The following is a 26,440-nucleotide window of genomic DNA, read 5'->3' as shown; positions in this document are numbered from 1 at the left end:
ATGCTCCTCTTCCCGGCTATGCACCATAGATTAATTATTTAATCTCAGAGCAAATGCTTATATTATAAGCCCTGATGTAGGGCATTAAAATTGGTGGAGGAGTTATGTCAAGGTATTCTTTAGATCAGTTCCTTCAGGAGACCGCCCAGAAAGATAAAGGCGAGGGCCTGTTTGAGTTAGAGAACTCTCGCACCCTGGAGGTCAACCTGAACGGCCTGGTGTGGATGAAGATGGGTTCCATGATTGCCTATAAGGGCAACGTGAAGTTCGAGCGCGAGGGTATGATGGAGCACGGCTTCGACAAATTCCTGAAAAAGGCGCTAACCGGCGAAGGCACGACCCTGATGAAGGCTTCCGGTGCCGGCAAGGTGTACGTCGCAGACCAGGGCAAGCGGATCGCTATCCTGCACCTCGAGAACCAGGCAATCTACGTCAACGGCAACGACGTGCTGGCTTTCGAGCCCACCATCAAATGGGACATCACGATGATGCGCAGGATCGCTACGATGGCTGCCGGCGGCCTGTTCAACATGAGGCTGGAAGGCACCGGCATGATCGCCATCACCACTGAAGGCGAGCCCCTTACGCTCCGGGTTACCCCGGACCAGCCGGTCGTCACAGATCCTAACGCAACAGTCGCATGGTCTCAGAACCTCAACCCGGAGCTCACCGCTAATATCAATTTCAGGTCGCTCATAGGCAGGGGCAGTGGCGAGACTTTCCAGCTGGTCTTCCGCGGCGATGGTTTTGTAGTAGTCCAGCCTTACGAGGAAGTCTACTACTCGACCTCGAGCAGCTCTTAGACCCTTAGCGTCAGCCGGATTACCGTCCGGCCCGCCCTTTCTTTTTACGGATAACTATTTGTAGAATACTTTCACCATGCTTGCTCAACGGTTATTATACTGCTGGAGCATTTTATGCACGTGAGCGAACTGACAGGGTACCCGGGGATTGGGGAAAAGATAGCTGCAAAGCTTGTCGAGCATTTCGGCTCTGAAGAGCAGGCGCTGGAGATCCTGAACAGGCGGGACGTAGCCAGCCTGGCAGAAGTTCCTGGCATCAGCGAAAAGTATGCGGTCTCGATCATCCACCAGATTATCGCCCACCAGGACGGCGTATCGATCGATGATTTCCTGCAGACCCCGGAAGCGATGAACGTCTACGAGCGGGTCATCGGCCTAATCAGGTCTTACTCCCATACTCAGTATTCACGCTCGAGAATCAGCACCTACATCCCCTTTCCGTCGGCTAAAGCCGATAAGATCAAGGCTACTCAGGCTTTACTGAAAGACTACGTCGCACTGGCGGGCAAACTCTCCAGAGAAGCAGCCCTGGACAGCTCGCTGAAGAAGATCAGGTACCTGAAGAGGCCGGCCAACGTCCAGAAGTCTAGAGACAGGGCCGTCTTTGTCGATAATAAGAAGGACTACGAGAAAATTCTGAGCCTGCAGATTGACCGGTACATGGAAGTAAACATGGTGTCCAGCCCTGGAGAGCTTGTTGATCTTGCCCGGGGCTACGCCCAGGTGCTGGTCGTGGGGAGCAAGCTGACCGGCGCAGACTACCCGGAAGATCTCAGCTTAGAGTTCGCGGACAACCCCGGGGACCTGTGGTGGCTGGTGCCGGAGATCACTATCAGCTACTTCGCGGTCAACAAGGAACCCATTGAAGCGGCAATAGAATCGATCAGGCTGATCAGGAGCAAATCGGACTTCCCCATATGCCAGTATGCTGACGATGCGAAGCTCTCGGAACTCTCGACAGAGCTCGCCAACATCAGTCCCGACGGCGAGCTCGCGCTGGGCGTCGATCAGGAGCTCGACCGGCTGAAGGACATCCTGAAGCGGTTCAACGAGGTTCTGCAGGCGACGCTGAAAAAGGCAAATGCAGACCTGAGCGAGCGAATGGAGAAGAACACGGTCACCCTCAAGGGCTCCCAGCTCCTGAACATGTTCGGCAGCAATACCGAGAGCCTGAAGAGCATGCTCGAAAAGGAAGTGGCCAAGAATTACGCAGAAGTCGTGGCTGAAGCTAAGGAAAGCATGAAGAACGAGCTTCAGCTCAAGCCCTTCGAGATGCAGCACGTCGACCTCATTTTTAAGGACGAGATCGTCTATCCGATCGAGATCAACTACCGGGGAACCGAAAGCTTCAGGAACGCCATAAACAGGCAACTGATCAAGCGCAGCCTCGACATGAAGAGGGCGAGCGCAAAGCGCCTCGCTAAGTATGAGTCGGTCTGCAAAGACATGATCCGGGACGTCCTTGAGTTCGACACCTATTACGCGATCGGATTATTCTCCGCCGACTATGCGCTCAGGATGCCGAAGATGACGAAGAAGGCGGGTGTCACAATCACTGGCGGCCGGAACATCTTCATCGGGGCGCAGAAGGCTGAACCGGTCTCCTACGCAGTCGGAACGAAGACGCCCGAGACCAAAGGCGAGCGCATTGTGCTGTTAAGCGGCGTAAACTCGGGCGGTAAGACTACCATGCTCGACATGCTCGCCCAGATCATCGTGCTGTCCCACATGGGCTTCCCGGTGCCTGCCGACTCCGCTGAGATAGGGCTGACTGATCAGCTGCTCACTTCAGCAAATCCAAAGGAACCCTGACCGCCGGCGCCTTCGAGACCACTATCAAAGACTTCGCCAGAGTGATCTCCGACAGCAATAAAGTTGTCCTGGTCGACGAGCTCGAATCCATAACTGAGCCCGGCGCATCGGCGAAGATCATCGCCGGCATCCTGGAGACGCTGCACGATAACGACGGCAGCATAGCAGTCTTCGTCAGCCACCTCGCCGAGCAGATCCTTGAGAATACCCAGTGTGCGGTACGCGTGGATGGTATTGAAGCCAAAGGCCTCGACCAGAATTTGAACTTAATTGTCGACAGGACGCCGAGGTACAACTATCTCGCCAAAAGCACGCCAGAGCTCATTGTCGAGCGGCTGACAAGGACATCGGACGGCGACCAAAAAGAGTTCTACGGCCGGCTGCTGCAAAAGTTCAAGGGCAAGAAATAGCCACATAGACTTTCGGCCCCGAGCGGCCTTGTTTTTATATCGCAAAGGCGCAAGGGCGCTAAGACGCAAAGATGATTAAAATTGTACTTTACGCCCTTGCGCCTTTCAAGCTGTCATATAATTCATTTTCAATATACCATAAGGAACTAATTATCCTTATTAGAGAAACAGTACGATCTTATCTCCTAGTTCGCCCGCCAGGACGCCTGCCAGGGCAGGCGTCCGATGCGGGCGATCCGATGACGATCGCTGCGCTGTGCCAGGGTCACAGATTGCACAGATTATACAGATTGACACAGATGATCGTCGAATCAGACTGGTAAAGGCAGCCCTTACCTATTTATCTATTGTGTTCATCTGTGCAATCTGTACAATCTGTTAAATCTGTGTCCCAGCACAGCGCAGCGTTCGTCTTGCTGTCTCGCTGAATCCGGGCAACCAGAGAGCCGAGCGAAGACATAGTAAGCTTTTTAGTCTACCGATGACATTATCTCGAAAGGTATTAATAGATATAGATATACAATATTGTACAATCATATACATTGGAGGCCTGTCGTGAGCTCGTATATTCCCAAGATTAACGGTCATTCTGCATATGCTGTATCGGATAGCCTCCGGATGCCCCGCAAGGATCTGGAGGAGCTTCAGTCCAGAAGGCTGCGGTCTGTGGTCAGGCGAGTATACGACAACAATGCTTTTTACCGGCGAAAGTTCGACGAGCTGGGCCTCAAGCCGTCTGACATCCGAGGCATTGAAGACATCGGCAAGCTCCCGATGACGGATAAAGCTGACATCAGGGATAATTATCCTTATGGCCTTCTATCTGCGCCGAGAAATGAAATAGTGCGGATGCACGCCTCGTCTGGCACTACCGGCAAGCCTACGGCAGTCTTTTACACGAAAAATGATGTCTACACGTGGGCCAGCATGTTCGCCAGGTGCCTCGAAGTCACAGGCGTCACCCGTGAAGACATAATGCAGGTGACTCCAGGCTATGGCCTGTTTACGGGCGGCCTGGGCTTCCACTATGGCGGCGAAGAACTGGGCTGTATGGTCATCCCGATCGGGCCTGGCGATACTCGCAAGCAGATCGAGATGATGAAGGACTTCGGTACTACAGTACTCGGCAGCACAGTGACGTATTCCCTGCGCATTGCAGAGGTCTGCCAGGAACTGGGCATGGACCCGAAAGATCTCGGCCTGCGAATCGGCGTCTTCGGTGCAGAGCACTGGTCTAACGCTATGCGGAAGACAATCGAGGGGACCTTCGGCTTCGACGCGTTCGACATCTACGGCCTGTCAGAAATGTGCGGCCCCGGCGTGGGCATCGACTGTAAGCAGCATGAGGGCATCCATATCTGGGAAGACCACTTTATCCTGGAAATCCTGGATAAGAGAGGCGAGCCCTGCGACGAAGGCGAGAGAGGCGAAATCGTGCTGACTCCGCTCACCAAGGAAGGCATGCCGCTTATCAGGTACAGGACGAGGGATCTAAGCAAGCTGATAGGCGAATGCTCCTGCGGCCTGACACACAGAATCATCGACAGGGTGCATGGGCGTACTGACGACATGGTCATCGTCAGAGGCGTCAACGTCTTCCCCGGGCAGATCGAGTCGGTGCTCATGAAGCACCCGGACATCAACAACGAGTGGTATGCTTATGCCAGGCGCAACGATACGGGCTCCATGGATTCGCTGTACATCAAAGTAGAGACAGACAGGCCGACGAAAGAGATGGCCGCCATGCTATCCAGAGAACTCACTTCCACCCTTATGGGTCTCAAGCCGGAGCTGGAATTCGTGCCGGTAGGGACGCTTCCGAGGCAGGAAAAGAAGACAAAGCGGCTCATCGACGAGCGGCAATATTAAAGAAAAGAAAGGGCCTATAAAGGCCCCTGATTTTATAGCTTGTCTTTCAGCTCGATGTTCGACTTCGGTACCAGGCCGAAGTTAGACACAGTGATCGTGGTCATCAAATTGTTCCCCTGTGTCGTCAGTTCGGCTTTCTCACCTGGCATCAGGTCCTTCTGGGTGCCGTTCAGAATGATGGATACCCGGCCGTCAGACCCCGTGAACACTATTGGGATATCGTCGTACGGGACGCTGCCGATGTTGTAGTCGAACAGATAGGTGCTGTCCCTGTCATCCTGTCTCGTATAGCCTACGATGATCTTCGCGCCGCTGATGTCGGTACCGCCCTTGTTCTTCAGGAGCAGCTTCTTGTTCTTATCGTCATACTGGTAGTTCATCGTAACCGTCGGAACTTTGAATCCCTGAGCAGAAGCATCGATAAACACGATGTTCTTGGAGACTTCCAGGAAGATCACCTGATCAGCCGGTATCTCCTGGGATATGCTCGTGAACGTGTTTACAGGAGCCGGCGTCGGAGTCGGGTTTTGATACTGCTGGAGCTGCTCTGGTGACGGTAGCTGAGACATCAACTGCAGGATAGGCCCCACGTCAGATGCAGGAATACCCAGTCCGCTGCTTCCTGGCGGCTGAGCCGTCGCCCTGGACGGCTGGAAAAACTGCAGGTTATTCAAGCCCCAGTTGCTGCTGCCAAACGGAGTCGAAGGAGTAGATACCTGCGAGCTTGTCACAGGCGCGCTAATAGCGCCAAGGTTCGACGACATTGCAGGTGAGCTCAGCTGGGGCAGGCTCATCGAAGACAGCCCGGACGGGAAAGAGAACGCGCTTGCCGAAGCGATCATCATCCCGGCTATCACAAGTGACATAGTGATGACTATTGGTTTTCTCACGGTACCACCCTCATCTCAATACATTGTAGCTGTTATTGGTCCTTTGGACCAATAACAGCAAGCCACCGAAATGTCGGTGGAAGTCGCCTTCGGCGGCGGTAAAAAGTGCGTCCCATAAAGCCTTCGGCTCTGGCTTTACAAGCGCTGAAAGCAAAGAAACCACTAAGCCTGACCAGGATGATATAAGCGATTTCGACTCTGGCTAAAACGTTAATCACAATCAGAGCCGGGCCAATCGTGGGAAAAGGCTGGCAAACTTTATATCAACCATATCACATATGCCGAACCGATATGGTTTCGTCTCACACCATCGAGTTTTTCTGCAAGCAATGCGGCGACTGCTGCCGTAAACACGCGCTATATCCGGTCACCTCGAGCGATCTGGTAATGCTCGCCCATGGCCTGGGGATTGGTATTGACGAAGCTATGCGGGAATACTGCGTTATTACAACCCACGATAGCCGTAGAGGCATGTTTTTGAGAGGGCTGGCAGGGGAGTGCCCCTTCCTGAAGGATGACCGTTGTATCGTCCATACGTTCAAGCCCGCTGTATGCAGCATCTTTCCCGACCCTGACGGGTTTATCACGACCGACCGGCTGAAAGCGTGCCTGAAGGACACGGCAGTCAAAGGAACGGGGCTCTCAAAGTGCGGCGTCTGGGATTTGCCGGATCATGGAATACTGGCGCCGAACCTGGAAGAGACCATCAGGTTCCGCATCAGGGAGGACACTGACAGGCAGTACTTCATGTCCCACGAGGATATCGATTCAGACAAGGTAGAATTCCTGGCCCGCCTCGCAGATTATCGGCAAGGCGATCTTCCGCTCTACATCTCCATCGGAAAGAAGTACGGAACCTTACGCCAGTTCCACACGGGCGGAGAGGCAGACCTGGCGACGCTGGCTGGCGCCGAGCGGGACATCCTGTACCGGTACCTGGTAACCTATATCGAGGCCTGTATGATGGACGAAAAGGTCCTCAAGACCAGCGGCGTCAGGGCTACGTTCGTGGCCGGTGAGCCGGGCATAATGGTACTCTGCCAGGAATTTCCAGATACTGCCGACGATGCCCAGTTCTTGTGGGCAAAGTACGGAGAGACAGGCATTTTTGCGCTAGCCGTCGAGTCGGAACAGACCGCTTACCTTGCCGCTTTCACGATCGAGACCCCATGCCTTGGCGACATCGTCAGAGATCACCGGTTGCCGATCATGTTAAGCGATGGTCAGAGAAAGCTGGTTGTCAGGTGTACTGAAGGCATCTTATAGTCAGGAGAATGTTGCATCTGAGCCGGTAAACGTTTCCGAACGCTGCGCTATGCCTTGACTGATTGTGCAGACTCCCCGAGACAGCAAAACGAACGCTGCGCTGTGCCAATCCTCACAGATGCCACAGATTCCGATTGATTCCACAGATTCCTCTGCAGAATCCACAGATAACTACACGATAGCACAAAAGGAATACGCTAACACTATTCGATCACCGATAGCAACCATAAGATAGTCGATCAGAATACATTTTATAGATTATCTGTGCAATCCGTCGTCATCTGTGCTATCCATTAGAAATCTGTGGATTCTGTTTCAATCCGTGAAATCTGTGAGGACTAGCACAGCGCAGCGTTCCACTCGCAGTCTCACCACACAGGAGTAACCAGAGAGCGCACAGCACAGCATTCGTATTGCTTAGTCTAAAAAGAAGGGCCGCATCATGCGGCATTAGATTTTGCTGATCTCTTCGTCGGTGACCAGGCGTACTTTTGCCAGCCGGAGAACTCTCTGCGCAGCAGGTATGTCATCGACTCTTAAGATGAGCAGCGCCAGGCCGGACCTGGTGACGAAGGCGTATGCGTAGTCGATGTTGACGCCGCCGCTGCCGAGCGAGTTGGCGATCTCGTGCAGGCCGCCGGGGATGTCTTTCATCTCTACGGCGATAACGTCGGTCTCGGACACGGCGAAGCCCTGCCCCTGAAGGTTTTTATAAGCTCTGTCCGGGTCGTCGACGACCATCCGGATGACTCCGAAGTCGCCCGCCTCTGCGATGGTGAACGCCCGGATGTTGATCTCAGCCTTGCTCAGCGACTCTGCGATCTTCGCCAGCCTGCCGGGCTTATTCTCTGCAAAGAGAGATATCTGCTTGATCGTCCCCTTCATAATAGATACTCCGATTTTAAAAATATTATATCTTTCTTCTGTCGATGACCTTCTGTGATTTGCCCTGGGATCTCGGCAACGTGCCCGTCTCTACAAGCTCGATCTTTGTGGAGAGGTTGAGCACTTTCTGCAGCTCGTAACCGACCTTCTGCTCCAGCTTCATGAGATCTGCCAGCTTGTCGCTGAACGCCGTTTTCGTGACTTCCACCCTGACGGTGAGCTCGTCCAGCTCGCCTTTTCTGTCCGCGATGATCTGGAAGTGCTCGCCTACCTCGGGTATGGTCATGAGCACGGACTCGATCTGGCTGGGGAAGACGTTGATGCCCCGGATGATCAGCATGTCGTCCGTACGGCCCATGATGCGCATGATCCTCGGGTGGGTGCGGCCACATTCGCATTCCTGGTTGTTGAGGATGGTCGTATCTCCCACGCGGTAGCGTATGAGAGGCAGCGCTTCCTTGGAGAGGGTGGTCACGACGAGTTCGCCTTTCTTGCCCTCGGGCACAGGGTCGCCGTTCTTGTCGATCACTTCCAGCAGGAAGTGGTCGGCCCAGACGTGGATGCCGTCCTGGCATTTGCACTCGGTGAACAGCGGGCCGGAAAGCTCGGACGTGCCGTAGATGTCGTAAGCCTTGATGCCCATGCTCTTCTCGATCCTGGCCCGGGTCTCCAGAGACCATGGCTCGGCGCCCAGGAAGGCCATCCTGAGATCGGTATCTTTCTTGATGCTGATGCCCATCGCTTTCGCAGTCTCGTTCATGTGGAGCAGATAGGAGGGAGTACAGGCGATCGCAGTGGCATGCAGGTCCTGCATCAGCTCGATCTGGCGCTGAGTGTTGCCCACACCCATGGGGATGACACTGGCGCCGACTTCCTCTGCGCCGTAGTGAGCGCCCAGGCCGCCTGTAAACAGGCCGTAGCCGTAGCTCACGATCATGACGTCGCCGTGGCCCAGGCCGCAGGACGTAAAGGCCCTGGCGAGGGAAGTGCTCCAGCACTCGATGTCGCCCCGGGTGTAGCCGACTACAGTGGGCTTGCCGGTGGTGCCGGACGAGGCGTGGTACCTGACGACCTGGCTCAGCGGGGCCGAGAACATTTTGGTCGGGTAGTTGTCACGCAGGTCTTTTTTATAGGTGAACGGTAGCTTTACGATGTCGTCGAGGCTTTTGATCATTTCCGGCTTAACACCCGCCTCGTCGAACCTCTGCCGGTAGAACGCAGAGTTCCTGTACACGTTATCTACCAGTGATTTTAATTTCCTGAGCTGTATTTCCTGCAGCTCTTCAAGTGGAGCCCTCTCTATGCGGGAGTTCCAGAAATCCAGCATTGATGCCATTCAGTAACCTCTCTATTATAAAATGACAGCCTGCTATTTATAGACCTGTAACGTGATTGTCCGTACTTCGGTTGACCTGGCTGTCATATGCTTGTCCGCAGATCCAGGACCTTCTTGCTCTTCCCTTCAACTCTCGGCAGGCTGCCCCGCTCGACCAGCACGACTTTAGTCCTGAGGTTGAGCGTCTCTTTCAGCTTCTTCGCCACCGAGCCGGTCACCTTCTGAAGGTCGCCAAGCTCGCCGGAGAAGGCTTTGTCGCTCATCTCTACCTTCACCGTCATCTCGTCCATGTGGTTGACCCGCTCCAGGACTACCTGGAAGTATTCGCCTACTTCTGGCATGTCCATGAGCACGTGCTCGATCTGGCTGGGGAACACGTTCAGGCCCCGGATGATCAGCATGTCGTCCACTCTCCCGTAGAATTTGGAGATCTTGACGGCAGTCCTGCCGCACGGGCACTCGTCTTCCATAAGAGATGTGATGTCGCCGGTCCTGTACCTGATAAGGGGCAGCGCCTCTTTACACAGAGTCGTCAACACTAGCTCGCCTTTCTCACCGGGAGCGCACTGCTCTCCGTTTTTGTCCAGGACTTCCACGATGAAGGCGTCTTCCCAGATGTGCAGGCCATCCTGCTCCACGCATTCGAAGGCTACGCCCGGGCCCATCATCTCTGATAAGCCATAAGAGTCGTAAGCCTTGATCCCGAAGGCTTTTTCCAGCTCACGGCGGGTGTTAGCCGACCACGGCTCCGCGCCGAACAGCCCGATCTTTAGGGGCAGAGTGCCCGGTTCTATTCCCATCTTCTTGCAGGTCTCGGCGATGTACAAAGCATAGGAGGGGGTACAGTGCATGGCTTTTACCCCGAAGTCCTGTATCATCTCGATCTGCTTCTGGGTGCTGCCCGTACCGCTTGGCACGACGGAGCAGCCCAGCCGCTCTGCGCCCGCATGAATGCCCAGTCCGCCGGTAAAAAGGCCATAGTTGGCGGCATTCTGGAAAGTATCGCCGGGCCTGACACCCGCCATGAAGAAGCACCGGGCCATCAGGTCTGCCCAGACTTCCAGGTCCTTCTTTGTATAACCGACAACGGTGGATTTTCCGCTGGTGCCTGAAGAGGCATGAATACGGTTGATCTTGCTCATCGGCACTGCAAACAGGCCGAAGGGATAATTCTCCCGCAGGTCGGTTTTTTTAGTGAACGGTAATTTTCTAAGATCGTCGATAGTTTTGATGTCCGACGGCTTGACTCCTGCGTCGGCAAAGCGCTGCTGATACATCGGCACATTGTTAAAAACGGCACGGGCGGTCTTCTTAAGCCGCTTCAGCTGTAGCTCCTGTAAATCCTTGCGTGGCATTGTTTCAATTTTCGGCTGCCAGTATTCCATATGCTAACCCCAGTATCTGTTACTGTGTCGTATGCTATCCTATAACACTGCGTAGCATATAAAGATATGCTATGGTCTGAAGTTGATTAATTCTGGCTACTCTCTATACAACAGGGTGACTGGGATATGCCATTTCTCAGGAACCCTCGAACGTACGCGAACGCTGTGCTGCGCGTTCTCTGATTACTCGTGTATGGTGAGGCAGCAATACGAACGCTGCGCTGTGCCAAACCACACAGATTTCACAGATTGATACCGAATCCACAGATTCTTAATAGATAGCACAGATGGCGAAGGATTCTACAGATAAACAACAATAATCTGATCGACTGTCCTTATGCTTGCTATCGGTGATCGATTGTATTAGCGTTTACCATCTGTGCTATCGAGTAGTAATCTGTGGATTCAGCAGAGGAATCTGTGGAATCAATCGGAATCTGTGGCATCTGTGTGGATTAGCACAGCGCAGCGTTCGATTTGCTGTCTCAGGGAGCCTAAGCAATCAAGTAAGGCACAGCGCAGCGTTCGATTTGCTGTCTCAGGGAGCCTAAGCAATCAAGTAAGGCACAGCGCAGCGTTCGTGTACGTTCACAGGCACATAGAGACAATAGAATGCAATTATTCCCATAATGCTGGCCGGCAAAGCGCAGCTTTTTCAACATTCACACGAGGATATGCAATGGCATTACGCTCCAGAACTTGATCAGGCATTTCCTCCAGTCTTGCCCTGGGTTTCCTCAATGGCGGTGTCAGGCCCGGAGATTGCTGCCTGCTCAGGCTGTTCCGGCTTCTCCGGCAGGGTGATTAGATTGATGATCCCATGACCATGAGTAAGCTCGAACAGTTCTATGTAGTCCAGCGGGGTCAGGGACAGGTCTTTCCTGTCAACGATCGTCTGGATATCGAGCAGGGCGGCGTTGAGGTTTTCGACCTTCGCGTCTTCCTTGTAGATGAGCACCATTTCCTTGTAGGGAGCGTAAGCGATGACTCTGTCGCCGAGCCGGACTTTCAGCTCGTCCAGCAGCGCTTTGATGAAAGACGGGTGAGTCATGATGTCGCATGCGTGCTTGCTCAGGACTCCGACGATGGTGTCATCCCCGAACTTGCCGGCGTGGGCTTCGATGTTTAGCCTCAGGACATCCAGCTCCTCCTCGAAAATTTCGTCGAGCACTTCACGATCGATCAGCCAGCTGGCTAAATCGGTCCTCATGACCGGGTTAGTGTGTTCTGTGCACGAGATATAGTAGAGTATGACGGCGTTCTCGCGCTCGTCGCATACGTAGTTGAAGGAGTCTGGCGTGGTCTTGAGCCACGAAGCGGGCTCGATGGTCTTATAGACAAAGCTGTCCCGGCCGCATTTGCAGACCGGGTGGAACTTTTCATTCTTACAAAGCGCCTCGCGCAGCTTTGCTATAATGATCCTGGTGCCACCCTTAGGCAACGGGGCATACAGGTTGACCCGCTCTGAAAGGCCGTTGTACGGGTTGATGATCTCCAGGAAGTCCCCGTCTACATGGTACTGGTAGGCAGGCATGTCTTTCCGGATATCTTTCAGGATACACTCTGCCTGGTGAATCCGGGTCAGGGCGGCCTCGATCCTGGCATCGATGACATCGTGGAAGCTCTTGCCGGTATAGACCGCTTCCCGGGCGATGTCCTTGATCGATAGCTGAGCCTTGAACGGCCTGCTGGTGATGGTTACGATATCCCCCTGGGCCGTGAATTCGATGGCCTCCCGGGTAAGCATCTTCTTAAGCAGCGCCAGCACTCTGGCAAGGTCCAGAACAGCAGCGACGTCGACGTGGCCGCCGTTGATCTCGGCGGCGTATTCCGGCATCCAGTCCTGGTACATATCTTCCAGCTTCAGTCCTTCTTCCCGGGCCATGTCCGACAGTCGGATAACCTGCCCCGACTCGCCGGGCCACACGGGACCTGCGATCTCTCGAATGTTCACCCTCGCCCGGGGGCTGTCCACGGGTACAGCGAGGATTGTGTAACCTTTCTCCACGTTGTAGAGCTGGATAGTCCGTGTCTGGAGCGCCGAGCTGATCATGTGCTTCCAGCACTCTTTTATGCTCAGTACCCGCCCGAAGGTATCATACATGTACCTGAAATCAGGAGTCTGCCGGATAAGCTCCCGGTCACCCGATAAGTCCATCCGGTAGAACGATACGAACTCGCTCCCGGCGGTTACTTCCGCCTGAAAATCGAGCTGAGTCTCCGGGAAAAAGTGGCTGTACTGGGCGACGATCAGGTTGTTTGAAGTCAGTCTGGTACCACAAACACAGGCATGCGTCTCAAACCGGTAGCTGGAGACTGCCTGCATGAAAGAGTCCATCGTCAGGTTATACAGCAATAGCGGCTTCACCAGAGTGTTATTATGCCCGCACTTAGGGCAGTAAAAGGTTAAAACCACGCCATCGTAATGCTTTTTCTCGTTGATGGCATAAAGCCTGGTCTCAATGAGTTTGCCCACGTATTTTGGGTTCAGCTCGACTTTTTCGTCGATCTTATCCCCACCCAGGAATGACATATAAACTGCTATTGCGTATCATTGATTATAGCTTTATCGCTTTCAGGGCGTCAAAAAGACTTTATTTCAACGAAGACGGCCATAAAAGCCCTGTTGGTTTTATCTTCTCAGCCATAGCGGCATCAGGCCCCGTAATAGCAGCCCCATAGATTGTTCATCGCGTCCACGTACTTATTCCACTGCTTCAACATTATGAACATCAGATTTTTCCCTTTAGGAGTAATGTAGTAGCGGCCTTCTTTTAGTTCTACACAGCCCTGGCGCACCAGATCCTCGAGCTCCCGCGCGAGCTTTTTCTCGTCTACGATCATCATCTCTGCCGTGTAGGATGCTATGTTATCCCGGGCCTCGGAGATAGTGGACGCACCCCTCCGGACAACGGCAAGAGTTGCGAGAGTCAGGCCTGTTTCGCAGTAGCATTTGAAGATATGCTCGAGCTGTTCCTGAGGTTCGTCATGGCCATGTGACATAGAAGTCAATTCGACGGATAGGTAGAAAGTCGTTTACAGGTGATGAGGCGAAAAATGCGCCCGTGAAAGGTTTTTGAAGACTTAATAAAAGCTTAATAAAAAAGTGTGGTGCGCATCAGCGCACCGGATTGCTTGTAGGACTATTCGACTATGTCAATGATAGTGTCGAGAGGCTTGCCAGTCTTGCGGCCGCCGGTGGTGCCGGGAGCCCTTCGGTAGCGGCTGGTGCTTTCGTCAGACATGGTTGCCGAGGCTCTCTGGCCGCTCTTGCCCATGACCTGCGGCGACTGGATGCCAGTCATGATGGCGAGCACTCTGACCTTGCCTTCGTAGTCCTTCTGGATTCTGGCGCCCCATATGACGTTGGCGTGGGAATCCATCTCGTAAGTGAGCGACTCTGCGATGTTCTCCGCCTCACGCAGGGTGAGGTCCGGGCCGCCGGTGATGTGCACCAGTGCGCCGGTTGCGCCGCGGTAGTCTACGTCCAGCAGCGGGTGGTTGAGTGCTTCTCTTACTACGTTCTCGGACTTGTCCTGGCTCTTGGTCTCGCCCACGAGCATGACTGCGATGCCGCCGGCGTTCATAATCGCCTTGACGTCGGCGAAGTCGAGGTTGATGAGCGAAGGCCTGGTGATGGTCTCTGAGATACCTTTGACAGTCTGAGCGATTAGCTGGTCCATTACGGAGAATGCCTGCTCCAGCGGGAGGTTCGGCACCATTTCGAGCAGCCTGTTGTTGTCGAGCACGATGACGGTGTCTGCTGCTGCTCTAAGGTCGGCGATACCTTCTTCTGCCTTGACCATTCTGGCGCGCTCTACCTTGAACGGTGTAGAAACCATGCCTACGACGATGGCGCCCTGTTCTTTGGCGACCTGTGCGACGATGGGCGCCGTGCCGGTACCCGTTCCGCCTCCCATGCCTGCCGTGATGAATACTAAGTCGGTGTCCTTAAGGACTTCCTGTAGTGTGCTTCTCGCGAGTTCTGCAGCCCTCTTGCCGATTTCGGGGAAACCGCCTGCGCCGAGACCCCTGGTGAGAGACTTGCCTACCAGGATCTTCTTGTCTGCCCTGATGACGTCGAGGTGCTGCTTGTCGGTGTTGACTGCGATAGTTTCTGCGCCGTCCACGCCGATGTTGTACAGCCTGTTGATGGTGTTGTTACCGGCACCACCGCAGCCGACGATCTTGATCTGTGGGAGACCGAAGTCTTCAAAGTCTGCACCTACGCTGTTCTCTCCCTTTTCGTTCCTGTACTCGCGTTCCATTTCAGTGTATTTAAGTGCTTCCTGCACAATAGATTGCATAATATCCCATCCCCATTGATGTAGGTTTTATCCCTCGGCGTTCACGGCAAGCCGTTCGTTGTCTGTAAGCGCGCGACACTCGCTCGCAGGCGCTCGTGAACCCGACGTTTTTATATTATGCCCTTTTGTCCCTGGCCGTCCCGGTTAAATACTGGACGAGTTTAATGGGCTGCAGTCACAACCCCGACAGGAAAGGCAGGCAATAGCCGGAGCTATACATCCGTCAAAGATAGACAGAGCTCGAGAGCTATGCGTATGTCGATCAAATTGAGCTTAAAAGTTCAACTGATCCAATCCAAATCCCAAGCTTAGTATGCGCTTAGGTATATTTAAACTTAGTGTTCTTTTTATTATAATTGCAAAATGGAAAGTAAAAAATCTGTACCCGTATGTGAAACTGGCATAGTAAGGGCAGACAGTGTCAAATATATCTAAATATCTGAAATCATCTCAAATTATCCCCTTACAGGGAAAGTATTTAAAAAATTCAGGCCTGTATCGAAGCAATAACAATATCAGCTATAATCTGTGCCCTTGTGCGTAAAACAATTCACGTCAGCGCCCGGATAGCCATTTTCACCGTCTGAAGACCATATTCGGCGGATACCGGAAAACACATTGTATAAAATTTGTAATACTCTTGTTGAAAAAGTGAAAATTTTTGAAAATTTAACTGTAAAGTATTTATAGCAAAAATAATAATTGTTCGCTATCACGTTGCTAAAGGTGTACAGGCAACGCCTTGAACAATCTGGAGGGAAAAACATTAAGCTAAAAACTGTGCTGGGCATAGCGGCTATTCTTATAATGTTGCTGTCTTTGACGGCAGTGGCAATCGCCGCGGTCCCACCCCTGAAAAACTCACAACCTGCTGGCTCTGAAGAGCCCGCCGGCTACTCTACTTATATCGTAGCTTTCGAAGACAAGCCAGGAACGGCTTCCATAGCCGCAGAAGATCAAGTGACCAGCCTCGTCAACTCTTTCAATGGCAGGATCATCCACAAGTACAGCATCATCAACGGCATGGCTGTTACGATCCCCGACAGTAAGGTTGATCAGCTGAGGGCTATGGACAATGTCAAGTATGTCGAGAAGGATCAGCAGGTTCACGTCCTTCTGGACAAGGCAGTACCGCAGATCGGCGCTGACCAGGCCTGGAACTCCGGGTACACCGGCAAAGGCGTAACCGTCGCCATCATCGACACGGGCATCGACGGCAGCCACCCAGATCTGAACGGCAACAAGATCGTCGGCTGGGTAGACTATACTCAGGGCAAGACGACACCGTACGATGATCACGGACACGGCACCCACGTAGCCGGCACTGTCGCAGGCACGGGCGCCGCAGACAATGGCAAGTACAAGGGCGTAGCCCCAGAAGCCAGCTTAATAGGCATCAAGGTGCTCGGCAGGGACGGCTCCGGCAGCAACTCTAACATTATCAAGGGTATCGACTGGGCAGTCCAGAACAAGGCGGACATCATTTCCATGTCCCTCGGCAGCTCCAGCCACTCGAAGGCCAGTGACGACGCCATCAAGAGAGCGGTAGACGCAGGCGTCACCGTCATCGTGGCGGCAGGGAACAGCGGCCCAAGCGGCAAGACTGTAGCGTGCCCGGGCGACAGCCCCGATGCCATCACAGTCGGCGCCACCGACCGCAACGACCAGATCGCTTCGTTCAGCTCGAGAGGGCCGACCTACGACGGCAGAGTCAAGCCGGACGTCACCAACATGGGCGTCGGCCTCGTCGCTTCCAAAGCCACGGGAGTAGCTTCTTCCAAGCCCGTAGGCCAGTATTACCAGGCGATGAGCGGCACCTCGATGGCCACCCCGATGACCTCTGGCGTCGCCGCCCTGCTGCTGCAGGCCAAGCCGGACCTCACCCCGGCCCAGGTGAAAGAAGCGCTGACTAGGACCGCAAAGCCCCTGGGCAGCGGCGTACCTAACAATAACTACGGCTACGGCCGGGTTGATGCGAAAGCAGCGCTGGAATACGTCCTCAGCGGCCAGCTGCCGACCCCCAGCCCCACCCCGACGCCGACACCGGGACCGAACCCGACCCCGACACCCACCCCGACACCCGGGCCGAACCCGACGCCCACGCCGACTCCGTCGCCCGAACCGGGCAGCTACGCAGTCGGGCTGATATCGATGTTCGCCCATTACAAAGGCCAGATGGGCAGCATTGAGAGATTCCAGGTAGCGCCCGGCACCACAGTGAGCCAGACCATGATGATCGTGAACACAGGAAGCGCCAGTGACGCGTACAGCGTGACGGTCAACGGCATTCCCAGAGAATGGGTCCAGGTATCGGGATATTCGGGCGGCGTGATCAGCCCGGGTGCAGCAGGCTCTATGCAGGTACAGTTGACACCGGGCACAGACGCGACGGCTGGCAGTCACCAGTTTACCGTGACAGTAAGGTCCGGCTCTGACAGCACGGTCAGCAGTTCCAAGTCGTATACACTTAACGTGGCCGGAGGCAGGACAACCCCGACGCCGACGACGGTGCCGACCCCGAAACCTACCTCCACCCCTGTGCCAACTCCGGTGCCTGAGCCCGGCACCGCATTCACGGGCACAGTCAGCAACGGCGGCGACTACTACACCTATATAACGCCGACTCAGGCGGGCCAGATCACCGCAAAGGTATCGTGGCAGGGCACCTCCAGCGACCTGGACCTGTACCTATACGATCCGGCCGGCAAGCTAGTGGCGCAGTCACAGCAGCGGTACACCACCTCGGAGACTATCAAGTACAACGCTCCGCAGGACGGCTACTACCTGCTCAGAGTATATGCCAGGCAGGCTTTCAAGCCGGTTACGATCACGGGCGAGGCAACGCCTGCAGTCGCACCGGCGTATAAGAAGACAGGTACGATCTCGAACGGGCAGGCTGCATCCTACAGCTTCACCGCAGGCAGCCAGGACATCAACGCCCGGCTCGCGTGGAACTGGGGCTTCAACAAGCTGACGCTGGCCCTTTACGACGACGATGGCAATAAGATCGCCAGCGCCGGCGCCGGCCAGAACTCGATGATGGCGCCCTACGCACAGATCGACTACCAGAACTCGGCCCCGGGCATCTACACCCTCAAGGTAGAGGGCACCCAGGTCGGCGGGAAGGCCAGCTACGTGCTGATTACTCCGTATCAGCTCTAAGTTCCCGGCCATCCCCCAATTTTTCTTTTTTCTTTCTTTTCAGCCGCAGCGCGTAAGCGCTCTCCGGCATCCGGCACTTGCGGCAGGGCAGATAGCCTGTTTCCCGCGCATACTTGATCGTGCGAGACATGATCTTATTTTCACCATAATTTGGTCAACCGTTTTATACATCTCTTTCATTCTCGGAGATGGTGAGAACATGGGTGGTATTGAAAAAGAAGTGAAGGGCACTGCTAAGGAAGCTATGGGCAAGACCAGGGAAGAAGTAGGAAAGGCAGCAGGCAGGCCAGGCCTGGAAGCAAGGGGCAAAGCCGAGAAGGAAGCGGGCAAAGCAGTTAAGGAAATGGGCAAGGTCGAGGAGAAGGTCAAGCGAGAGCTGAAGTAAAAAAATTTAATTTTTACCGGCCGCCGCAGCAGTCTTCATCGCCGCCAGGCCTTCGTCTACGCCGCGCACTTTCATCAGCGCGTTCAGCTTAGCCGAGCTGAGCGAAGTATCCCGGGGGACCAGCACAGTCAGCTTTAGGTCCGCCATGGTGATGGGTACCAGCCTGTCTTCGCTAAACCCGAAAGCCCTGGCGATCTTTTTCCCGAACTCGTAGTGGCTCAGCCTTTCCGGTCCGGCCACGTGATAGAAGCCGGTCATACCATTTAGTGTAAGCTCCTTGATTGCGGCGATAGCATCATCCAGGTAGATGGGTGAGAAGTACATATCAGTCGCCAGTTCCACATTCTGTCCCATACTCAGGCTTTCAACCAGATGGCTGGCGAAGTTATCAAAGTAGGCGCCATATAGCTCGCCCAAACGGACTACCAGGAAATCTTTGGTCCGGTCGACAGCCGTTTCCGCCATCACCTTAGTTTCAGCGTAGACGTTCAGGGGATTTGTATGATCTTCCTCGGTGTACATGCCACCGGGCTTGCGGCCGTCGAACACCATCGCGCTTGAGCGGAGCACAAGCCTCGCCCCGACGTTCTGCGCAGCCTCGGCGAAATACCGCTGAGCCCGGGTGTTGTAGTACATGGCATCCATGCGGTTCTCCTCGCAGTACTCGACGTTGTCGATCTCTTCGGTGAGAACTAAGATCTTCGGCTTCTCCACATCGACGATCCTCCTGATATCCTGCTCTTTCTCGAAGTTGTAGGTCATGAAGCCTCTCGGGATATCGGGATTGCTCTCGTCGCAAGCGCCTTTTGCAGGCTGATCTTCCATTGCCTTCACCAGGCCCGCACCCAGCGGCCCGCAGCCGGTAACTAGAATCATGTATTTGCCAGCTCCTGTAATTTGGTATGAGTGATATAATGGTAAAACTACCTCAAATAGTTGTCAGATAAACGCTAAGACCTGCCATAGAAACCCATGCTTGACAACCGATCTCTGGCGATCCTGAAACCTTTGCCCCCCTCCCTGAAACCGTCGTCTATCTCGGGCACCGCAACCAGATCGAGGTCCCGGGTTACTGAGGCCAGCCACTCCCAGTCGATCTCCCCTTCGCCGATCTGGAGGCCTTCACCGGCTTCGCCCATGGCGTCGGAGACGTGAAGATGCCGGGCATACGGCAACAACGTTTCGATATACTGCTTGAAATCATGTCCGCTGACGTTACAGTACAGCTTCGCGTGACAGACGTCCAGGCATAAGCCGACGTCAGTCCGGTCCAGCACTGCAACTATTTCATCTGCTCCGGTCAGCAGGCAGGGGTGCCAGAGTGTGCCTCCGGTGCGGTAGTAGCCCGGCATATTTTCCAGCACCAGCTCAACCCGATTGCCAGCACAGGCTTTTAGCTCCGCCATCGTCCTGATCAGTCTCTCCGGCGAGACTGTTCTGTGCTCCCTGAACACGCCTCCCGGGTGGATGATCACCAGCTCTGCCTGCAGCCGAACAGAGATATCGATCGTTCGCTTGAGCATCTCTGTCGCCCTGGTGCGCTGCACTTCGTCTTCAGAGCCCGCATCCAGGATGGTTCCGTCGCCGAACTTCTCCGGCGCGTGAACGATGATCGGGCCGTCGAAGCGGATCCGGTCTGCCCATTCGCCACCCATATCTCCATGAAACAGCGCAAACTCGATCGCCTGAGGTCGTAAGTACAGCAGGCTGTCGATATCTGTGTGGTGGACTTTCAGGCCGAACTTCATAGATTGTAGATGTGCCTCGATCTACTTAACTTGTTACAGATAATGGTGCATCGTAGGGGAAGACAACACTGCGCATGCTACCACTGCTGCGCAGTGTTGCTTCTAGTATTCACCGGCAAATAATCGTTACTCGGACACAGCCTGCTCCCGGGTGAGCATTTTTATGCCATCGCTGCCGGGCAGGTACTGCTGGCTGCACATCAGCTGTCTGTTGCCCCGGAGCTTTTCGATGCAGATGCTGAAGCGCCGCTCGTCGGATTCCATGTGGGAACGTAGATCGATGACGCAGTCGGCAAGGTACTTTTCCACGTCCAGCAGCTTCTGATCGGACGCCTCGGCAGTGAGTAGTACAGTGCAGCCCATCCTTGTGAGCCAGGCACTCATCAGCAGGAGGTCTTTCCGCAGGTCGGCCTCGCTGTCATACAGCATGGAAATGGTGGTGATCGGGTCGATGATCAGGTGCTGTATACCCTTGCTGTTTACCATGTCCCGGATCTCCTCCATCAGAGAACTGACGTCGTTGAAGTAGATACCAGTGACTATACCCATTGAAGACTCCACGAATTCCACGAAGCCGGCGTGATTCCGATCTTTCTTGCCGGCTATACCACTATAGCCAGTGCGTACGAGGGACTCGTCGAAGAATGCCAGGTTCCCGGCGAACTGGCGGATCTTAAAGACAGGCTCGCTGGTGCTGACATATAGAACCTTATCCCCGCGCTGGGCCTGGTAAAACGCGTACTGGAGCGCCAGCAGTGTCTTACCTGAGCCGTAGCTGCCCGAAATGAGGATGGTCGAGCCCTTGACGAAGCCTCCGCTGAGCAGGATATCAAGACCGTCTACGCCAGTTTTTACCTGTTCAAGTGTAACGCCTGTTCCCCCCGGCGACATAGTATCGCGATATAACCGCTCTTTGTACGGGCATTTAAAAGTAAGCTACAGATAAATGCGAAGTTCTGGTGCTTGAGCAGTAGAAAGTACAGGTTGGAGGGAAATTACTTTATTATAAAACGCTTATTTTATAAAAAAATGAAAGAAAAAGGGATGTTTGGCTTTTTTAGCCAAACAGAGCGCCGAGGCCTTCCATGCCGGATGCCTCTTCCTCTTCCTTCTTCTTCTCGTCCTCTGCCGGGGCTGCTGCGGCTTCGGCTGCGGCCGGAGCTGCGGCTGCGGCCGGGGCCGGAGCTGCTGCGAATGCTGCCTTGGAGATAGCCTCGTCGATGTTGACGCCTTCCAGGGCTGCAACCAGGGCCTTGACACGGGCCTCGTTTACCTCTACTCCAGCTGCCTTCAGAACGGAGCTGACTCCTGCCTCATCGACTGCCTTACCAGCCTTGTGTAGTAAAAGTGCTGCGTATACGTATTCCATTGTTGACACCTCTTAGTTAATGTTATTGTACTTTTGCCTTGAGCTCATCGTCAAGTGCATTTTCTTTGCCGGCTACCATCTTTGCGACTGCCAGCATCTCCATCTCAGCCTTGGACATAATTAAGTCCATGACGTCCTTCTCGAATATGGGGGCATTCACTGCGAGCGCCTTGGACTCCATGACCGCCTTCTGGATGAGCGGCTCGATTGTGTCCTTGGTGGTGATGCCTGCCTCAATGCTCAGGTTGAACGCGTGGGCCGCTGCCTGTGCAAACATGTCACGGAGCAGATCCTCGTCCATACCCAGGTCTTCAGGCTTGTAGAGCATGTGACCTTCGACTGCCGCCATGAGATTCAGACCCACATCGATGGGCATAATCTCTAACCGGGTGAGCGCCTCTGCCAGCTTGGCCGAGATCTTCTCGCCCTGCTTGACGACGGTCTTAGTGTCCTTGATGACTACTTTGCCACCCTCGATGCCTGCCGGTATGCCGACCTGCTGGAATTCGCCAACAAGTGGGCCGGGCTTGAACGAGGTCGGTCCCTTGGGGATCACGATGTCGCTGGGGGCTATGTCGCCGCCCTTGGCTGCACGCTTGGATTTGGTAGCGTTCAGGAGCTTGTAGAGCTTGAACGGGTTGTCGTTAGTGTAGACGATCAGCATCTGGCCGTCTACGTACTTTGCCAGTTCCTTCGCCTTCTCGCCCTCGGGGAGAGAGTCGAAAGCGATGGTCGAGAGCGTGTTGCGCACCATGCGCATCTCGACTTTGCCCAGCAGGTTCCGCCGCATCTTCTGCAGCGAGTCGGCCGGAACGCCGCGTACGTCGACGATGCCGACTACCTTGTGGGAGTGCACGCCGTCCACGATCTTCTTGATCTCGTCTTTCTTCCACTGGGGAATGTGTTCGCTGTGGTGTACCTCTGCTTCGGCGTTCATGCTTACATCACCTTCACAGCGGGGCCCATCGTCGTCTTGACGTAGATCGCGTGGATGTTCTGCTTGCCCTTTTCGAGCTTCGTCTCTAGCCTCTTGATGATAGCGTCGATGTTCTCGGCGATCTCTTCAGGGGTCATCGTCTCCGTGCCGATGGTGGCATGGAACGTGAGCCTGTCCTTGGATCTGATTTTGATCGACTTTTTCTGCCTGGTGATCAGAGCGGTGACGTCAGCCTGCGGCGGCAGCGGAGCGGGCATTTTGCCCCTCGGGCCGAGCACAGTACCGAGCCTCTTACCGATCGTAGGCATGTAGGCTGTTTCAGCAATGAAGAAGTTGACCTCTGAGGCTAATTTCTTAGCCCGGGGCTTGTCAGCGCCCAGCTTCTCAATCTCTTCCGGTGGGAAGACATAGTCTGCGCCGGCCTTCTCGGCGTTGACGGCAACCTCACCCTTGGCAAACACGGCGACCTTGATGGTCTTGCCGAGCCCGCTCGGGAGGATGATGTCCTCGTCAACCCTGTTCTTGGGCTGGCTCATGTCTATGTTTTTGAGATTGATAGCAAGATCAACACTTTCGGAAAAGTTCCTTTTTGGCCTGCTGGCAAGTGCTTTCTTGACAGCTTCGACCGTTTCTTTTCTTGCCATTAAATTCCTCCGTAGTCCACGACCTTACGGTCTACTACGACAGTTAAAATGTCGTAACGACACAGCAGGTGTTAGTAACACCAGTCAGTGTCGCCATTAATGTTACTCCGACAGTTTATCGTCGTATTTTCCCGCATTTACTTCTGCGATAAATTCCTTCGGCTTCTTGCCCTCTATCATGACACCTAAGCTGACACAGGTTCCTGCAACTTCCTTGACGGCGTTCTTCAGGGTGTAGCTAAGCATCGCGTCTCTCTTCATCTGGGCAACTTTGATCGCTTGTTCGATGGTCAGGCTGCCAATAAAGTTAGTGTTGGGAGTGCCCGAGCCCTTCTCAAGCTTCAATTCCGAAAGAACTAATGCAGATGTCGGTGGTGTTCCAACTTCAACCGTAAAGTTACGGCTGGCGTCGACGATGACCTTGACCGGGACGGTCATACCGTTGTAGTCTTTGGTCTTGTTGTTGATCTCATCGACCACTTTCTTGATGTTGATTCCAAGGGGACCGAGCGCCGGACCCAGTGGGGGTCCCGGATTCGCCTTACCGCCAGGAACCAGTACTTCAACTACATCTGCCATGGTTATTCACCTGGAATTGTGATACTGCATAATACAGATATAATATTTAAACGTTACTGTGTTTGCCTCGCCCAAAAAGCAGGCACACCCCGCACTAGTGCCGGCAGAAGGTGGATCAGGTCGACAGATCCGCATCGGCACTACACGGCAATAACGAGTGCTACAGTAGGCAAGCTTACTTAAAAAAAGTACTGGAAGGGCACCTCAGTGCCCTTATTTCTTTGCGCCGGTCTCTTCCTTGCTCAGCACCCGGACGATGTCGCCTCTGACAGTGACAGGGATGGGCACCATGGCTTCGGAGAGCTCGACCGTGATCTCTTCCTTGGCCTCGTCGATCCTCTTGACTCTGGCCTTTTCGCCCTTGAACGGGCCGGCGGTAAGCTCGACGATGTCGCCCTCGGATATGCCGGTGACAGTCGGCTTGGGCGCCAGGAAGTGCTGAACCTCAGTGATCGATGACGCGCCGCGCACTACGGCTTTGGCGTGGGGAATGTTCTTGATGCAGTCCTCTACGATCTCCGCCATGGGAGACTCTACCAGAACGTAGCCTTTCAGTTCTTCGGGTACGAGCACCGAGCGTATGTCCAGATTTTCCTTTCGGGTAACCATGGCGATGAGGTTCGCCACCGACCGCTCCTGGTTGGCGGTCGTTTTCACGGCGAAGATCGCCGACTTCGGAATGGCCTGCTGGGCTGCTTCGTCTGCCATCTGAATCCCCGTTAGAAGCCTACGAGCTTAGGCAGCTGTACCATGATCAGGTAGATTGCGAAACCGATGACTCCAATCAGCAGAATGCCGGCACCGGCCACCTTGGCGATGGTAAAGAACTCCTCATTGGTCGGCTTGCGCGTCAGCTGAATGATCCTGTAATACTGTTTTAACACGCCGGTTATGGTTTCCAGCGAGAACTGATTTTGAGTTGCCTTCTCTGCCACAATATCTCCGTCCTTCAAATGAATTTAAAGAAAAGACGAATTAGATAATATTGTTCTACCGGATAAAGTTTTCGGGCATAGAATTCAGGATATGAAGTCTATGCCGAACTTTTGTGTCCGAACGGTCTTGCCAGCCTGGGCCAGAGGATCAGTTTTACCGAGTATCTGGTCGGACTTCACCCCAGTGATGATTACCATGGTCCGGATAGCGTTCTCCAGCTCAGGGTCGACGTGAGCGCCCCAGATGATACGGGCCTCAGGATCGATCTTGTTGGATACCTGCTCGACGATGCTTTCCGCCTCGCTGATACTCATGTCTTCGCCGCCCGTCACGTTGACGATGGCCGCGGTAGCCGTGGAAATGTTCACGTCCAGCAGCGGGCTTTCAAGCGCCGCGTTGATCGAGTCGATAGCCCTGTTCTCGCCGCTGCCTTCTCCCAGGCCGATCATAGCCACGCCGCCGTTGGACATGACGGTGCGGATATCGGCGAAGTCGAGGTTTACGAGGCCCGGCTTGGTGACCAGCTCGGTGATGCCCTTGACCGCGTGCGTCAGCACTGCATCCGCCACCCGGAAGGCCTTCTGGACCGGCAGGTCCGGCACTACTTCCAGCAGCTTATCGTTCGGCACTACAATGACGGTGTCAGCAGATTCCCTGAGCTTTGCCAGGCCCCAGTCGGCATTCCGCTTGCGAATCGCGCCTTCTGCCTTGAAAGGGGTCGTGACGACGGCGATGGTCAGCGCGCCCGATTCTTTGGCCGCCTGGGCTACTACCGGCGCAGAGCCGGTGCCCGTGCCGCCGCCGAGGCCGCACGTGATGAAGACCATGTCGGACTTGATCAGCGCTGCCTTGATCTCGTTCAGGCTTTCTTTGGCAGCCCCTTCGCCGACTTCCGGCAGGCTGCCTGCTCCAAATCCCCTGGTGAGCTTTTTGCCGATGAGGAATTTTTTATCAGCGTGAGTGTGCAGCAGGTGCTGTGCATCTGTGTTCACTGCGTAGAGCTTCGCTCCGGAGATGCCTTCCCGGGCCATGCGGGCGATCGAGTTAGAGCCGCCTCCGCCACAGCCGACGACCACGACGTTGGTCTTCATCTCCTTCATCATCTGCATGATTTCTTCGTCGGAGATGCCGATGTCAGTCGGCGCAGCTATCTGGCCCTCACCGTCGATGATATTAGCCTGATATTCTTCGCTGTCGATGATCTCTCCCTTGTCATCGATTTGTTTTGCCGCTTTAGAAACTGTGTTAAAGATACTGGGTTCCATTGCCCCATCCCCACTACCACTATTGTAGGCATAGTTATTTAATTTTATTCGTGTGACACTTTCGGAAAAAACTTGATCGGGAGTGATCACGGCACTCTTTAGCTGCACGCTCTCGCCTCTGGCGAGCCGGCCGAAATCAGGCCCCGGGGCTACGCCCAGCGATTTAGCTTTCGTCGGGTCGAATTTCTGCTCGAAGACGTACAGCATCTCCTCCATGCAGTCGTACTTGACAGTGTAGCGCATCTTCAGGATAGCGATGCATCGATCTGTAATCGCCAGTGCCGCGGCATCCACCGACTTCTTGTCCAGCCCGACGAGGAGCGGCGCAGGGCAGCCGTTGGCGTCGAGGAAATAGATGGCTGGCTGAGCGTGGAAAGCCTCTTTAACAAGGTCCTGGTCAACCTTGCATGCCAGGAGAAGCAGTTCTTTATTCAGCTCTGCCGTCACGCCGA

General features: G+C 54.5%; 25 protein-coding genes. 7 read left to right on the top strand and 18 right to left on the bottom strand.

Annotation, left to right across the window (positions count from 1 at the left end; all coding sequences use genetic code 11):
* Positions 1-104 precede the first annotated feature (104 nt).
* The 4 genes from RCI_RS00220 to RCI_RS00210 all read left to right on the top strand — a co-directional run bounded on the left by RCI_RS00220 (position 105) and on the right by RCI_RS00210 (position 4,894).
* Positions 105-803: an AIM24 family protein gene (locus RCI_RS00220; RefSeq protein WP_012034371.1), complete on the top strand. Its 699-nt coding sequence runs from the start codon at positions 105-107 to the stop codon at positions 801-803.
* Between the two features lie 114 nt (positions 804-917).
* Complete coding sequence (locus RCI_RS00215) at positions 918-2,615, top strand: helix-hairpin-helix domain-containing protein (protein WP_012034370.1); 1,698 nt, start codon at positions 918-920, stop codon at positions 2,613-2,615.
* A 41-nt stretch (positions 2,616-2,656) separates the two neighbouring features.
* Positions 2,657-3,025, top strand: coding sequence for a DNA mismatch repair protein (locus RCI_RS17290; RefSeq protein WP_012034369.1), 369 nt, complete (start codon positions 2,657-2,659; stop codon positions 3,023-3,025).
* A gap of 618 nt (positions 3,026-3,643) precedes the next feature.
* Positions 3,644-4,894, top strand: a complete 1,251-nt coding sequence (locus RCI_RS00210; protein WP_012034368.1) for a phenylacetate--CoA ligase family protein — start codon at positions 3,644-3,646, stop codon at positions 4,892-4,894.
* Between the two features lie 32 nt (positions 4,895-4,926).
* Here RCI_RS00210 and RCI_RS00205 read toward each other — a convergent pair whose 3' ends face one another.
* Complete coding sequence (locus RCI_RS00205) at positions 4,927-5,784, bottom strand: hypothetical protein (protein ID WP_148266446.1); 858 nt, start codon at positions 5,782-5,784, stop codon at positions 4,927-4,929.
* Between the two features lie 291 nt (positions 5,785-6,075).
* Here RCI_RS00205 and RCI_RS00195 point away from each other — a divergent pair, with 291 nt between their 5' ends.
* Positions 6,076-7,050, top strand: coding sequence for a YkgJ family cysteine cluster protein (locus RCI_RS00195; RefSeq protein ID WP_081477253.1), 975 nt, complete (start codon positions 6,076-6,078; stop codon positions 7,048-7,050).
* 450 nt (positions 7,051-7,500) lie between these two features.
* Here the strand turns inward: RCI_RS00195 and RCI_RS00190 are convergent, their stop codons facing one another.
* The 6 genes from RCI_RS00190 to ftsZ (RCI_RS00165) all read right to left on the bottom strand — a co-directional run bounded on the left by RCI_RS00190 (position 7,501) and on the right by ftsZ (RCI_RS00165) (position 14,963).
* Entirely contained in the window at positions 7,501-7,935 is a 435-nt protein-coding gene (locus RCI_RS00190) for an ACT domain-containing protein (RefSeq protein WP_012034364.1), read from the bottom strand.
* A 25-nt stretch (positions 7,936-7,960) separates the two neighbouring features.
* Positions 7,961-9,262: a phenylacetate--CoA ligase family protein gene (locus tag RCI_RS00185; protein WP_048198825.1), complete on the bottom strand. Its 1,302-nt coding sequence runs from the start codon at positions 9,260-9,262 to the stop codon at positions 7,961-7,963.
* A 92-nt stretch (positions 9,263-9,354) separates the two neighbouring features.
* Entirely contained in the window at positions 9,355-10,656 is a 1,302-nt protein-coding gene (locus RCI_RS00180) for a phenylacetate--CoA ligase family protein (protein WP_012034362.1), read from the bottom strand.
* Between the two features lie 703 nt (positions 10,657-11,359).
* Positions 11,360-13,189 (bottom strand): hypothetical protein, encoded by a 1,830-nt coding sequence (locus RCI_RS00175; RefSeq protein ID WP_012034361.1) that lies wholly within the window; start codon positions 13,187-13,189, stop codon positions 11,360-11,362.
* A 122-nt stretch (positions 13,190-13,311) separates the two neighbouring features.
* Complete coding sequence (locus RCI_RS00170; RefSeq protein WP_048197715.1) at positions 13,312-13,659, bottom strand: hypothetical protein; 348 nt, start codon at positions 13,657-13,659, stop codon at positions 13,312-13,314.
* Positions 13,660-13,799: 140 nt separating this feature from the next.
* Positions 13,800-14,963 carry a cell division protein FtsZ gene (gene ftsZ, locus RCI_RS00165; RefSeq protein ID WP_012034359.1) on the bottom strand — a complete coding sequence of 388 codons (1,164 nt, stop codon included), beginning with the start codon at positions 14,961-14,963 and terminating at the stop codon, positions 13,800-13,802.
* Positions 14,964-15,770: 807 nt separating this feature from the next.
* Between ftsZ (RCI_RS00165) and RCI_RS00160 the strand changes: the two genes are divergently transcribed.
* Entirely contained in the window at positions 15,771-18,125 is a 2,355-nt protein-coding gene (locus RCI_RS00160) for a S8 family serine peptidase (protein ID WP_048197713.1), read from the top strand.
* Here the strand turns inward: RCI_RS00160 and RCI_RS16820 are convergent.
* The gene (locus RCI_RS16820) at positions 18,106-18,255 is read right to left on the bottom strand and encodes a hypothetical protein (RefSeq protein WP_158308832.1); all 150 of its coding nucleotides are present in this window, start codon (positions 18,253-18,255) and stop codon (positions 18,106-18,108) included. The two genes, RCI_RS00160 and RCI_RS16820, sit on opposite strands and share 20 nt — an antisense overlap.
* Positions 18,256-18,324: 69 nt before the next feature.
* Here RCI_RS16820 and RCI_RS00155 point away from each other — a divergent pair, with 69 nt between their 5' ends.
* Positions 18,325-18,510 carry a CsbD family protein gene (locus tag RCI_RS00155; RefSeq protein WP_048197711.1) on the top strand — a complete coding sequence of 62 codons (186 nt, stop codon included), beginning with the start codon at positions 18,325-18,327 and terminating at the stop codon, positions 18,508-18,510.
* Positions 18,511-18,516: 6 nt separating this feature from the next.
* Here the strand turns inward: RCI_RS00155 and RCI_RS00150 are convergent, their stop codons facing one another.
* The 10 genes from RCI_RS00150 to ftsZ (RCI_RS17590) all read right to left on the bottom strand — a co-directional run bounded on the left by RCI_RS00150 (position 18,517) and on the right by ftsZ (RCI_RS17590) (position 25,988).
* Positions 18,517-19,386, bottom strand: coding sequence for an SDR family oxidoreductase (locus RCI_RS00150; protein WP_012034356.1), 870 nt, complete (start codon positions 19,384-19,386; stop codon positions 18,517-18,519).
* A gap of 74 nt (positions 19,387-19,460) precedes the next feature.
* Positions 19,461-20,258 (bottom strand): sugar phosphate isomerase/epimerase family protein, encoded by a 798-nt coding sequence (locus tag RCI_RS00145; protein WP_012034355.1) that lies wholly within the window; start codon positions 20,256-20,258, stop codon positions 19,461-19,463.
* Between the two features lie 126 nt (positions 20,259-20,384).
* The gene (locus RCI_RS00140; RefSeq protein ID WP_012034354.1) at positions 20,385-21,149 is read right to left on the bottom strand and encodes an RAD55 family ATPase; all 765 of its coding nucleotides are present in this window, start codon (positions 21,147-21,149) and stop codon (positions 20,385-20,387) included.
* A gap of 166 nt (positions 21,150-21,315) precedes the next feature.
* Complete coding sequence (gene rpl12p, locus RCI_RS00135; RefSeq protein WP_012034353.1) at positions 21,316-21,627, bottom strand: 50S ribosomal protein P1; 312 nt, start codon at positions 21,625-21,627, stop codon at positions 21,316-21,318.
* A 22-nt stretch (positions 21,628-21,649) separates the two neighbouring features.
* Entirely contained in the window at positions 21,650-22,564 is a 915-nt protein-coding gene (locus RCI_RS00130; protein ID WP_012034352.1) for a 50S ribosomal protein L10, read from the bottom strand.
* Positions 22,565-22,566: 2 nt separating this feature from the next.
* Entirely contained in the window at positions 22,567-23,208 is a 642-nt protein-coding gene (locus RCI_RS00125) for a 50S ribosomal protein L1 (protein WP_012034351.1), read from the bottom strand.
* 102 nt (positions 23,209-23,310) lie between these two features.
* Entirely contained in the window at positions 23,311-23,787 is a 477-nt protein-coding gene (locus tag RCI_RS00120; protein ID WP_012034350.1) for a 50S ribosomal protein L11, read from the bottom strand.
* A 213-nt stretch (positions 23,788-24,000) separates the two neighbouring features.
* Positions 24,001-24,495: a transcription elongation factor Spt5 gene (locus RCI_RS00115; protein ID WP_012034349.1), complete on the bottom strand. Its 495-nt coding sequence runs from the start codon at positions 24,493-24,495 to the stop codon at positions 24,001-24,003.
* Between the two features lie 11 nt (positions 24,496-24,506).
* Positions 24,507-24,722 (bottom strand): protein translocase SEC61 complex subunit gamma, encoded by a 216-nt coding sequence (locus RCI_RS00110; RefSeq protein WP_012034348.1) that lies wholly within the window; start codon positions 24,720-24,722, stop codon positions 24,507-24,509.
* An 84-nt stretch (positions 24,723-24,806) separates the two neighbouring features.
* The gene (gene ftsZ / locus RCI_RS17590) at positions 24,807-25,988 is read right to left on the bottom strand and encodes a cell division protein FtsZ (RefSeq protein WP_012034347.1); all 1,182 of its coding nucleotides are present in this window, start codon (positions 25,986-25,988) and stop codon (positions 24,807-24,809) included.
* Positions 25,989-26,440: the final 452 nt, after the last annotated feature.

It is taken from the genome of Methanocella arvoryzae MRE50 (genome assembly GCF_000063445.1).
Lineage (GTDB): Archaea > Halobacteriota > Methanocellia > Methanocellales > Methanocellaceae > Methanocella_A > Methanocella_A arvoryzae.
The sequence above is the reverse complement of the archived record's forward strand: the minus strand, read 5'-3'. Positions and strand labels throughout refer to the sequence as shown.

Excerpts from the sequence above, each read along its gene's own strand:
- RCI_RS00215 (WP_012034370.1), top strand. The coding sequence starts at position 918 with ATGCACGTGAGCGAACTGACAGGGTACCCGGGGATTGGGGAAAAGATA.
- RCI_RS00145 (WP_012034355.1), bottom strand. The coding sequence starts at position 20,258 with ATGAAGTTCGGCCTGAAAGTCCACCACACAGATATCGACAGCCTGCTG.
- RCI_RS00220 (WP_012034371.1), top strand. The coding sequence starts at position 105 with ATGTCAAGGTATTCTTTAGATCAGTTCCTTCAGGAGACCGCCCAGAAA.
- RCI_RS16820 (WP_158308832.1), bottom strand. The coding sequence starts at position 18,255 with ATGTCTCGCACGATCAAGTATGCGCGGGAAACAGGCTATCTGCCCTGC.
- RCI_RS00195 (WP_081477253.1), top strand. The coding sequence starts at position 6,076 with ATGGTTTCGTCTCACACCATCGAGTTTTTCTGCAAGCAATGCGGCGAC.
- RCI_RS00125 (WP_012034351.1), bottom strand. The coding sequence starts at position 23,208 with ATGGCAAGAAAAGAAACGGTCGAAGCTGTCAAGAAAGCACTTGCCAGC.
- RCI_RS00150 (WP_012034356.1), bottom strand. The coding sequence starts at position 19,386 with ATGATTCTAGTTACCGGCTGCGGGCCGCTGGGTGCGGGCCTGGTGAAG.
- RCI_RS00170 (WP_048197715.1), bottom strand. The coding sequence starts at position 13,659 with ATGTCACATGGCCATGACGAACCTCAGGAACAGCTCGAGCATATCTTC.
- RCI_RS00140 (WP_012034354.1), bottom strand. The coding sequence starts at position 21,149 with ATGTCGCCGGGGGGAACAGGCGTTACACTTGAACAGGTAAAAACTGGC.
- RCI_RS00190 (WP_012034364.1), bottom strand. The coding sequence starts at position 7,935 with ATGAAGGGGACGATCAAGCAGATATCTCTCTTTGCAGAGAATAAGCCC.
- RCI_RS00175 (WP_012034361.1), bottom strand. The coding sequence starts at position 13,189 with ATGTCATTCCTGGGTGGGGATAAGATCGACGAAAAAGTCGAGCTGAAC.
- RCI_RS00130 (WP_012034352.1), bottom strand. The coding sequence starts at position 22,564 with ATGAACGCCGAAGCAGAGGTACACCACAGCGAACACATTCCCCAGTGG.
- RCI_RS00185 (WP_048198825.1), bottom strand. The coding sequence starts at position 9,262 with ATGCTGGATTTCTGGAACTCCCGCATAGAGAGGGCTCCACTTGAAGAG.
- RCI_RS00155 (WP_048197711.1), top strand. The coding sequence starts at position 18,325 with ATGGGTGGTATTGAAAAAGAAGTGAAGGGCACTGCTAAGGAAGCTATG.
- ftsZ (WP_012034347.1), bottom strand. The coding sequence starts at position 25,988 with ATGGAACCCAGTATCTTTAACACAGTTTCTAAAGCGGCAAAACAAATC.
- ftsZ (WP_012034359.1), bottom strand. The coding sequence starts at position 14,963 with ATGCAATCTATTGTGCAGGAAGCACTTAAATACACTGAAATGGAACGC.
- RCI_RS00160 (WP_048197713.1), top strand. The coding sequence starts at position 15,771 with ATGTTGCTGTCTTTGACGGCAGTGGCAATCGCCGCGGTCCCACCCCTG.
- RCI_RS00115 (WP_012034349.1), bottom strand. The coding sequence starts at position 24,495 with ATGGCAGACGAAGCAGCCCAGCAGGCCATTCCGAAGTCGGCGATCTTC.
- RCI_RS00120 (WP_012034350.1), bottom strand. The coding sequence starts at position 23,787 with ATGGCAGATGTAGTTGAAGTACTGGTTCCTGGCGGTAAGGCGAATCCG.
- RCI_RS00180 (WP_012034362.1), bottom strand. The coding sequence starts at position 10,656 with ATGGAATACTGGCAGCCGAAAATTGAAACAATGCCACGCAAGGATTTA.
- RCI_RS00210 (WP_012034368.1), top strand. The coding sequence starts at position 3,644 with ATGCCCCGCAAGGATCTGGAGGAGCTTCAGTCCAGAAGGCTGCGGTCT.
- rpl12p (WP_012034353.1), bottom strand. The coding sequence starts at position 21,627 with ATGGAATACGTATACGCAGCACTTTTACTACACAAGGCTGGTAAGGCA.